At 69.0% G+C, this 8,384-nt stretch carries 12 protein-coding genes; 8 read left to right on the forward strand and 4 right to left on the reverse strand.

Annotated features, from left to right (window positions below):
• The first annotated feature begins 86 nt into the window (after positions 1 to 86).
• From B0F77_RS19420 to B0F77_RS19440, 5 genes are all read left to right on the forward strand, one after another.
• Positions 87 to 350 carry a MerR family transcriptional regulator gene (locus B0F77_RS19420; protein ID WP_211293878.1) on the forward strand — a complete coding sequence of 88 codons (264 nt, stop codon included), beginning with the start codon at positions 87 to 89 and terminating at the stop codon, positions 348 to 350.
• Between the two features lie 63 nt (positions 351 to 413).
• Complete coding sequence (locus tag B0F77_RS19425; RefSeq protein ID WP_086664333.1) at positions 414 to 1,169, forward strand: TetR/AcrR family transcriptional regulator; 756 nt, start codon at positions 414 to 416, stop codon at positions 1,167 to 1,169.
• Positions 1,166 to 2,002, forward strand: coding sequence for an NAD(P)H-binding protein (locus tag B0F77_RS19430; protein ID WP_086664334.1), 837 nt, complete (start codon positions 1,166 to 1,168; stop codon positions 2,000 to 2,002). Before B0F77_RS19425 ends, B0F77_RS19430 begins: the two co-directional genes overlap by 4 nt.
• Positions 2,003 to 2,068: 66 nt before the next feature.
• Positions 2,069 to 2,299 (forward strand): YciI family protein, encoded by a 231-nt coding sequence (locus B0F77_RS19435; protein ID WP_086664335.1) that lies wholly within the window; start codon positions 2,069 to 2,071, stop codon positions 2,297 to 2,299.
• A 7-nt stretch (positions 2,300 to 2,306) separates the two neighbouring features.
• Positions 2,307 to 3,557, forward strand: coding sequence for an RNA polymerase sigma factor (locus tag B0F77_RS19440; protein WP_086664336.1), 1,251 nt, complete (start codon positions 2,307 to 2,309; stop codon positions 3,555 to 3,557).
• Positions 3,558 to 3,746: 189 nt separating this feature from the next.
• Here the strand turns inward: B0F77_RS19440 and infA are convergent, their stop codons facing one another.
• The 3 genes from infA to B0F77_RS19455 form a co-directional block, all read right to left on the reverse strand.
• A complete protein-coding gene (gene infA / locus B0F77_RS19445; RefSeq protein WP_086664337.1) occupies positions 3,747 to 3,968 on the reverse strand; it encodes a translation initiation factor IF-1 in 222 nt (73 codons plus the stop codon).
• Positions 3,958 to 4,728 (reverse strand): GNAT family N-acetyltransferase, encoded by a 771-nt coding sequence (locus B0F77_RS19450; RefSeq protein WP_086664338.1) that lies wholly within the window; start codon positions 4,726 to 4,728, stop codon positions 3,958 to 3,960. Before B0F77_RS19450 ends, infA begins: the two co-directional genes overlap by 11 nt.
• A gap of 179 nt (positions 4,729 to 4,907) precedes the next feature.
• Complete coding sequence (locus B0F77_RS19455; protein ID WP_086664354.1) at positions 4,908 to 5,510, reverse strand: LysE family translocator; 603 nt, start codon at positions 5,508 to 5,510, stop codon at positions 4,908 to 4,910.
• A gap of 109 nt (positions 5,511 to 5,619) precedes the next feature.
• Here B0F77_RS19455 and B0F77_RS19460 point away from each other — a divergent pair, with 109 nt between their 5' ends.
• A complete protein-coding gene (locus B0F77_RS19460) occupies positions 5,620 to 6,057 on the forward strand; it encodes a VOC family protein (protein WP_086664339.1) in 438 nt (145 codons plus the stop codon).
• Here B0F77_RS19460 and B0F77_RS19465 read toward each other — a convergent pair.
• Entirely contained in the window at positions 6,050 to 6,823 is a 774-nt protein-coding gene (locus tag B0F77_RS19465) for a helix-turn-helix domain-containing protein (RefSeq protein WP_211293875.1), read from the reverse strand. The two genes, B0F77_RS19460 and B0F77_RS19465, sit on opposite strands and share 8 nt — an antisense overlap.
• Positions 6,824 to 6,889: 66 nt before the next feature.
• Between B0F77_RS19465 and B0F77_RS19470 the strand changes: the two genes are divergently transcribed.
• Positions 6,890 to 7,444 (forward strand): TIGR03086 family metal-binding protein, encoded by a 555-nt coding sequence (locus B0F77_RS19470; protein ID WP_086664356.1) that lies wholly within the window; start codon positions 6,890 to 6,892, stop codon positions 7,442 to 7,444.
• A 9-nt stretch (positions 7,445 to 7,453) separates the two neighbouring features.
• On the forward strand, positions 7,454 to 8,137 hold the full coding sequence (locus tag B0F77_RS19475; RefSeq protein ID WP_086664340.1) for an aspartate/glutamate racemase family protein: 684 nt from the start codon (positions 7,454 to 7,456) through the stop codon (positions 8,135 to 8,137).
• Positions 8,138 to 8,384 lie beyond the last annotated feature (247 nt).

Genomic DNA, 8,384 nt, shown 5'->3' on the forward strand with positions numbered 1-8,384 from the left:
CGCTGACTGTAGATTGTGTCAAGTACCTACTTGAGGAGTCTGCGGTGCCGCTGAGCGACCTGGACGAGGACTACCCGGCCTACACCATGGGCCGCGCGGCGGACCTGCTCGGCGTGCAGCAGGCGTTCCTGCGCAGTCTCGACGCCGCCGAGGTGCTCGTGCCGCACCGCTCCGAGGGTGGCCACCGGCGCTACTCCCGCCGGCAGCTCGGCGTCGCGCAGCGGTACCGGGCGCTGTTCGACGACGGCCATCCGCTCGCCTCCGCGGCGTTGATCGTGGGCCTGGAGGACGACCTCGTGACGGCGAACGCCGAGGTGGCGGCGTTGCGGGCCCGTCTGGGCGACAACTGACGCGCCATTTTCGTATGTCGTACGGTATTGTTTCCGTATGGCCTACGGAAATGGGGTGGACGGATGGCCGCCGAACGCAGCGGCGGGGGAGACCCGGTCAGGACGCTCGCGCTGCTCTGGCGCAGGCCGCCGGAGCCGAAGCCGGTCGGCAGGAAGCCCAAGGTGAGCGTCGACCAGATCGTCACCGCGGCGATCGCGGTGGCCGACCGCGAAGGGCTCGGCGCGATGTCGATGGCCCGCGTCGCGCAGGAACTGACCGTCGGCACGATGTCGCTCTACACGCACGTTCCCGGCAAGGCCGAGTTGATCGACCTGATGGCCGACACCGTGCTGCAGGAACGCGACCTCACGCCAGACGGCACGTGGCGCGAGCGCGTGAAGCACTACGCCGACCGCACCCGCGCGGTCTACCGGGCACACCCGTGGATGCGGGACGTGTCGATGGTGCGGCCGCCGCTCGGGCCGGGGCTGATGGACGGCCAGGAGTTCGTGCTGGCCGCTCTCGCCGACTCCGGGCTGGAGCCCAGGCAGGTCACGGTGGCGCACATCGCCGTCGAGGGTTTCGTGCACGGCGCGGCGGCGTCCGAAGTGGACGATCAACAGCTCGCGGCGAGCACCGGCGAGTCCGGTGACTCGTGGTGGGGCGCGCGGCAGGTGTTCTGGGACGACTACTTCGACGTCGAGCGCTACCCGACGATGACGACCCTGTGGAACGCCGGGGCGTACGACACCGGGGGCACGCTCGCGGACAACGTGCGCGACTCCTTCGACTACGGGCTCGAGAAGCTGCTGGACGGGATCGAAGGGGGCATGCGATGACGATCCTGGTGACCGGTGCGACGGGCAACGTCGGCCGCCTGGTGGTGCGGGGGCTCGGCACGGACGTCCGGGCCATCACCCGCGACCCGGACAGGGCGAACTTCCCGGCACACGTGGAAGTCGTCAAGGCCGACCTCGACGACCCGGACAGCATCCCGTTCGACGGCGTGGAGAAGCTCCACCTGTTCGTGCACCCGCCGACCGCGCGAGAAGTCGTCGAACGAGCCGTGAAAGCCGGTGTGCGCCGGATCGTGACGCTGTCCTCGGGCGCGGTGACCTACGGCTACGACACCACCCACCACCTGCCGGTCGAGCAGGCCGTCGAGGCGTCCGGCGCGGAGTGGACCCACCTGCGTCCCGGCGAGTTCGCGGCCAACAAGATCGACCTGTGGGGTCCGTCGATCCGCGCGGACGGCACGATCGTGCATCCCAGCCCGGACGAGTTCGGCCAGCCGATCCACGAGGCCGACATCGCCGAGGTCGCGATCAGGGCGTTGACCGAGGACGGCCATGCGGGCAGGGCCTACAACCTGTCCGGGCCGCCGCAGCTCACGCAACGGGACATGGCGCGGGCCATCGGCGCGGCGATCGGGCGCGACCTGACGTTCCGGAACGTCACCGTGGACGAGGCGCTCGCCTACTACGTGAGCGTCGGCTGGCCCGAGGAAATCGCCCGCTACATCCTCGGACTCAACGGCTACGAGGGCGGCGAGCCCGACGACTTCGCCGACTACGAGTACGTCGTGCGGCCGGACTTCGAGGCCGTCACCGGCAAGCCGTACCGGACGTTCGCGCAGTGGGCACGTGATCACGTGGACGACTTCACGGCCTGATCTTCGCGTCGATTTCGGCACCTCCTCGTTCGACGTCCTCACAAGGGGAGCGAACGAGGAGGTCCGGTGCGGTTCATGGTGTTCGTCAGGAGCCCGAAACCGTTGGCAGCGCTGAACGGAGACGCGCTGCTGCGCGCGGGCGTCCTGCTCGACGCGGGCGACCTGGTGCCGGACGCGTGCGGGGTGTCCGGGTACTGGCTGATCGACGTCCGCGACCGCGAGGAGGCGGTCGAGCGGATCAGGCGCATCCCCCTTCCGGTGTGCGTCGTGGAAATACGTCAGGTGGCTGTGGTCTGATGCCCTCATGGGGGCAACCACCTCGGTGCATCGCACCATCGACGCGGTCTGGCGGATGGAGTCGGCGAAGGTCATCGCCGCGCTCGCCCGGTACACCCGCGACGTCGGCCTCGCCGAGGAGATGGCACAGGACGCGCTGGTCGCGGCGCTGGAGCAGTGGCCGGCGGAGGGCGTGCCGCGCAACCCCGGCGCGTGGCTCATGACCACGGCGAAACGGCGGTCCATCGACCAGATCCGGCGGCGCGAGAACTTCAACCGCAAGGTCGAGGAGATCGGCCGCGACGTCCAGGAGGCCACGCCGGACGCCAGCGAGGGCATCGAGGACGAGATCGGCGACGATCTGCTGAGCCTCATCTTCACCGCCTGCCACCCGGTGCTCGGCACCGAGGCCCGGGTCGCGCTGACGCTGAAGATGCTGGGCGGCCTCAAGACCGAGGAGATCGCCCGCGCGTTCCTGGTCAGCGACGCGACCGTCGCGCAACGGATCGTGCGGGCCAAGAAGGCCCTGGCCGACGCCGGCGTGCCGTTCGAGGTTCCAGAAGGCCCCGAACTCGCGCCCCGGCTCGCGAGCGTCCTCGAGGTTCTCTACCTGATCTTCAACGAGGGCTACTCCGCCACCCAGGGCGACGACTGGCTGCGCCCCGAACTCTGCGCCGAGGCGCTGCGGCTCGGCCGGGTGCTGGCCGAGCTCGCGCCGAAGGAGGCCGAGGTCCACGGTCTGGTCGCGCTGATGGAGATCCAGGCCTCCCGCACCAAGGCCCGCACCGGCCCTGGCGGCGAACCCGTGCTGCTGCTGGACCAGGACCGAGGCAAGTGGGACTGGCTGCTCATCGGCCGCGGCCTCAAGGCACTCGAACGAGCCGAGGCGCTCAACCAGCCGCCCGGCCCCTACTACGTGCAGGCCGCGCTCGCCGCGTGTCACGGCCGGGCGCGCAGGGCCGAGGACACCGACTGGCAGCGCATCGCCACGCTCTACCAGGTGCTGGCGCAGATCTCGCCGTCCCCGATCGTCGAGCTCAACCGCGCGGTGGCGTTGTCGATGGCCTTCGGGCCCGCCGCCGGCCTCGCCCTGGTGGACGAGATCGCCGGCGACAAGGCGTTGAAGGGCTACCACCTGCTGCCCAGCGTGCGCGGCGACTTCCTGCTCAAACTCGGCCGCACCCAGGAGGCCAAGACCGAGTTCGAGAAGGCCGCCGCCCTCACCCGCAACGAACGCGAAAAGAAGCTGCTGCTGGAACGCGCCGCCGCCTGCATCTGACTCCTCCGCCACGCCAACCCCGTTCGAGTCAAGCAGCGCCCACCCGTCACACTCCGCACCCGCCGCCCCTCCTGCCGACTGGCACGCGGGGGCCTTTCGTCCGCTTCAGGGATACGCGGGGTCCCCGCGTACCGAAAAATGGGGTAGGTGGGGTTCGTGTGAGTGAACGGGCGTCAGTGCGACGGTGCGCTAGCTGCGGTACCTGAACAGGATCCGGGCCCGGTTCAGGTCATAGGGGCTCAGCTCCACCAGGACCCGGTCGTACGGCAGGATCCTGATGAAGTTCTTCCTGATCTTGCCGCTGATGTGGGCCAGGACGTGGTGCCCGTTCGGCAGCTCGACCGTGAACCTGGCGTCGCGCAGGCACTCGATCACGGTGCCCTCGACCTCGATACCGCCCTTACCTGCCATGGCGCACCAGCTCCACGGTGCTGGTCGCCCGCCGGGCGCCAATGCTCTCGAACAACGCCGTCGCCGCCACGTTGGTCTCGTTCACCTCGGCCGACGCCGTCTCGATGCCCGCCTGGTGCAGGACGCCGAGCACGTCGGTCAGCAGCGCGCGGGCGATGCCGCGGCGCTGTCGTGCGGCGCGGACGGCGATCAGCCCGATCCGGGGCAGGCGCGTCATCTGCACCACCCGCACCAGGCCGGCGTACCGACCGTGCTCGGCGGCCACGGTGTACATCGACGTGTCGCCGGCCGGCCGGACCATCACCTCGGCCGGCATCTCCTGCCAGCCAACGGTTTCCTCGACCTCGGCACGGATCACGCGGTCCAGCTCTCGCAGCGGGCCGTCCTCGGCGGGCTCGATCGTGACGCCCGGTGGCGGGACGGCCTGGCCGGTGACGCGCGGATCGGTGGGCACTACGTACTCCCACTCGCGCCGCCGGATCGTCATTCCGGCGCGACGCCAGCAGTCGACCAGCTCGTGATCGGTTTCGTCGACCACGGTGTGCAGCGGCTCCGGCAGAGCCGCCAGCATCGTGTGGGCGAGCTGGTCGAAGACCGAGCGGTGCCAGGCGTCGACGCTGAGGAAGACCCGCCCGTCCGGTCGCGTGGTGGCCTCGCCGCGGCCGGTCACCCGGTCGTCGTCCAGCGCGTGCCACAGTCCCGGCGTGATGCGGGTGATCTCCACCGCGGGTTCGCCCGCGGTGAAACGCACAGTGTTCATGGTGGGGTCGCCTTTCTGAAGTGCCTGTTCAAGGCGCTCCCGGCAACCCCTACGTCAGTCGCCCGACCGTGACGACGAGGGGAGCACCCACATCGAAACAGCGTTCATGGGTCTCACCTCCTGGCGTCGAGTCACGGTCACCGGAACCGTAGGAGTGCGGCGTGATCGCGTCCACCGAATTACGTGAGAGCCAGCTTCAGGCCCAGTGCGGCGAACGACGCGGCGAAGAACCGGCGCAGCCACACCATCACTCGCGGCCGGGCCAGCACCCGGTCGCGCATCGACGCCGCGAACACCCCGTACACGGCGAACACCACGAACGTCAGCGCCATGAACACCGCGCTGAGCTGGAGCATCTGCCCGAAGCCCGTCGCGAACTGCGGCAGGAACGCCACGAAGAAGATCGTCAGCTTCGGGTTGAGCAAGTTGATCAGCACGGCCGACACCACGATCTTCCGCGCGGACGCCGGCGCGCCAGCGGTGTTCGCAGCGGTGTCCACGACGAGTTCGCTCTTGTCCCGCAACGTCATCCACGCCAGGTACACCAGATATGCGACACCCAGGTACTTCACGATCTCGAACGCCAGCGCGCTCGCGTGCAACAACGCCGCAAGACCCGTCACGGTCGCCAAGACGTGCGGCACGATCCCCAAAGTGCAGCCGAACGCCGCGATGACGCTCGCTTTGCGTCCGTGCGCGAGACCGGCCGACAGCGTGTACAGCACACCGGTGCCGGGGGTGGCGACCGCGATCAACGTCGTGACCAGGAATGCGAGGCTCATGCCGGTGAACTCTGCCGTCAAAGCGGTCCAGACAGGAGAGCCAAAAACCGCTCGTGAAGTTGGACCACTTTTGACGTCGAAGTCCGGCCGTGGGCTCCGTCCCTGGAGCATGACCATCAAGAGCATGCACCACCTCGGCCTGACCGTCACCGACCTCGCGGCCGCCGTCGCGTTCTTCGAAGCCCTCGGCATGGAGCTGGAAGGCAAGGCGCACATGGAAGGTGAGTTCGTCGACGGCGTCATCGGACTCGACGGCTCCCGCAGCGACATCGCGATGATGCGCACCCCGGACGACCGGTACCGGATCGAGTTCAGCGAGTTCCAGACCCCGCGGAGCATCGACGGCAGCTCGCACGCGCCGATCAACGCCCTGGGGCTGCGCCACGTCGCGTTCGTCGTGGACGACCTCGACGACACCCTCGCCCGGATCAAGCCGCACGGCGCCGAGGTGGTCAGGAACGTCGAGAACTACGAGGGAATCCTTCGGACCTGCTACGTGCGCGGCCCCGAGGGCGTCCTCATCGAGCTGTGCGAGTACTTCAGCTAAGTGCCCGCGCATAAGCCGTTGGAGACACTCCAACGGTCTGGGTGAAGTCGCGCACCAGGTGCGCCTGGTCGCTGTACCCGAGATCGGCGGCCAGCCGGGACCACTCCACCTCGGACTCCGCGCGCTCCAACGCCTCGTGGATGCGATACCGCAGGATGACCCACTTCGGGCTCACCCCGACGTAGTCCGCGAACAGCCGTTGCATCGTCCGCACCGCGACACCGCAGTCCTGGGCGAAGTCCGCTACCCGCCGGATCTCCCGGTCGTCGCGGATCCGTTGGACCAGCTCCATCGCGAGCGTCGCCTGGGGATCGGCCACTGGTCCCATCCCCAGCAGGAACGCGTCGAGCGCGGCGACCCGGTCGTCCTCGTCCTCCAGGTCGAGCACGGTAGAGGCGGGCACGTCGAGCCGCACGTGCTTGCCGGTCCAGTGCGACACCGGCTCGGCGCGGAACGGCCGGAACCCGCCCGGCCGGAACTGCACTCCCGCCACGCGAATCCGCCCGGACAGCACGCGACTGAACAACCCGAGCCCGACACCGGCGATCTCCGGCTGTGCGTGCCCGTGTTCGAAGACGACGTTCACGGATGGATGCGGCACGACGTGTGTGGTGTACGGCGCGTCGAGCTGACCGTCGATCAGCCAGTAGTGCTCCAGATACGGCTGCAACTCCGTGCACGGCATGCGGCGCCGGAACCGCACACGAGCGAACAACTCGCGCGCGTCCACGATCCCTCTGGTGTCACGACGCGGCCCCTGCTGCACGGCACAGATCCTAGGTTGGCGCGTTTCTTCAAGAACGCCGAACCGCGCACTCCTAACGTCGACAACATGAAGCTCAGCGTTCTGCTCGACCGCGCCCGCGACCACGCGTTGCCCGTCATCGCCAACATCGGTGACGACGACCTGACCAAGCCCACCCCGTGCGCCGACTACGACGTCCGCGCCCTGCTCGACCACCTGCTGCACGTCGTCGTCGAGTTCCAGAGGCTCGCCGTCAAGCAGGACGCCGACTTCAGCCACACCCCGAACTACCCGGACTGGCGCGCGCAGTACCCGGCGGAGACCGCGAAGCTCGTCGAGGCGTGGGGACAGCCCGGTGCGGACGAGGGCATCGCCGGCAACATGCAGATGCCCGCGCAGACCGTCGGTGGCCTCGCGCTGCTCGACCTCACCATCCACGCCAGCGACCTCGCCCAGGCGACCGGCCAGGACTTCGAGCCGGACCCCGAGGTGTTCGCCGAGGTCGAGAAGCTCGTCGACCAGATGGGACCGACGGCCATCGAGTGGAACGTGTTCAAGGCCCCGGTCGACGCACCGGCGGACGCCTCGCCGATGCAGCGGCTGCTGGCGCGGACCGGCCGCGACCCGCACTGGAGTGCTTGACTGGGGCCCATGCTGACGATCGGGATGCTGGGCGGGATGAGCTGGGAGAGCAGCGCGGAGTACTACCGGCTGGCGAACGTGCTGGTACGCGAACGCGTCGGCGGCCTGCACTCCGCCAGGATCGTGCTGCATTCCGTGGACTTCGCCGAGATCGAACGCATGCAGGTCGAGGGCCGCTGGGACGACGCCGGCAAGGCGCTCGCCGAGGCCGCCGCGGGCGTGCAGGCTGCCGGGGCGGACTTCCTGCTGATCTGCACCAACACCATGCACAAGGTGTTCGACCAGGTCCAGGCCGCCGTCGACATCCCGGTGCTGCACCTCGGCGACACGACCGCCCAGGCCATCAAGGACGCGGGCCTGACCACGGTCGGGCTGCTCGGCACCGGGTTCACCATGGACCAGCCGTTCTACCGCGAACGCCTGGAGTCGCACGGGTTGCGCGTCCTGCTGCCGTCCGCGCAGGACCGCGCGACGGTGCACCGGATCATCTACGAGGAGCTGTGCCTCGGCGTCGTCCGCGACGAGTCCCGCCGCGCCTACCAGGACGTGATCTCCCGGTTCGAGGGTGCCGAGGGGATCATCCTCGGCTGCACCGAGATCGAGCTGCTGATCGGCCAGGCGGACGTGCCGCTCCCGGTGTTCCCGACGACCCGTCTGCACGTGGAGGCGGCGGTCGACCGGGCTGTTCTGTGAACCGTTGATGTGACCTGGCGTACAACGCGATCACCCTGGGAAGGGTCTCAGTCACTGAGGGCTGATACAGCTCCGCAGTGAACCAGGGGAGTTCGCATTGAAACGATCACACATAGCCGCAGGTCTGACGGCTGTCGTGGTAGCCGCCACGGCAGCCGTTCCTGTTTCCACGGCGTCCGCCGCGCCGGACCCGGAAGTGCGCGCGGACGGGCTGACCACCAAGGTCACGCTCGTCACCGGTGACGAG

The sequence above is a fragment of the Lentzea kentuckyensis genome (assembly GCF_002150765.1).
In the GTDB taxonomy this organism is placed as follows: Bacteria; Actinomycetota; Actinomycetes; order Mycobacteriales; family Pseudonocardiaceae; genus Lentzea; species Lentzea kentuckyensis.

Excerpts from the sequence above, each read along its gene's own strand:
- B0F77_RS19455 (WP_086664354.1), bottom strand. The coding sequence starts at position 5,510 with ATGAGCCTCGCATTCCTGGTCACGACGTTGATCGCGGTCGCCACCCCC.
- B0F77_RS19470 (WP_086664356.1), top strand. The coding sequence starts at position 6,890 with ATGAAGCTCAGCGTTCTGCTCGACCGCGCCCGCGACCACGCGTTGCCC.
- B0F77_RS19440 (WP_086664336.1), top strand. The coding sequence starts at position 2,307 with ATGGGGGCAACCACCTCGGTGCATCGCACCATCGACGCGGTCTGGCGG.
- B0F77_RS19430 (WP_086664334.1), top strand. The coding sequence starts at position 1,166 with ATGACGATCCTGGTGACCGGTGCGACGGGCAACGTCGGCCGCCTGGTG.
- B0F77_RS19460 (WP_086664339.1), top strand. The coding sequence starts at position 5,620 with ATGACCATCAAGAGCATGCACCACCTCGGCCTGACCGTCACCGACCTC.
- B0F77_RS19450 (WP_086664338.1), bottom strand. The coding sequence starts at position 4,728 with ATGAACACTGTGCGTTTCACCGCGGGCGAACCCGCGGTGGAGATCACC.
- B0F77_RS19425 (WP_086664333.1), top strand. The coding sequence starts at position 414 with ATGGCCGCCGAACGCAGCGGCGGGGGAGACCCGGTCAGGACGCTCGCG.
- infA (WP_086664337.1), bottom strand. The coding sequence starts at position 3,968 with ATGGCAGGTAAGGGCGGTATCGAGGTCGAGGGCACCGTGATCGAGTGC.
- B0F77_RS19475 (WP_086664340.1), top strand. The coding sequence starts at position 7,454 with ATGCTGACGATCGGGATGCTGGGCGGGATGAGCTGGGAGAGCAGCGCG.
- B0F77_RS19420 (WP_211293878.1), top strand. The coding sequence starts at position 87 with ATGGGCCGCGCGGCGGACCTGCTCGGCGTGCAGCAGGCGTTCCTGCGC.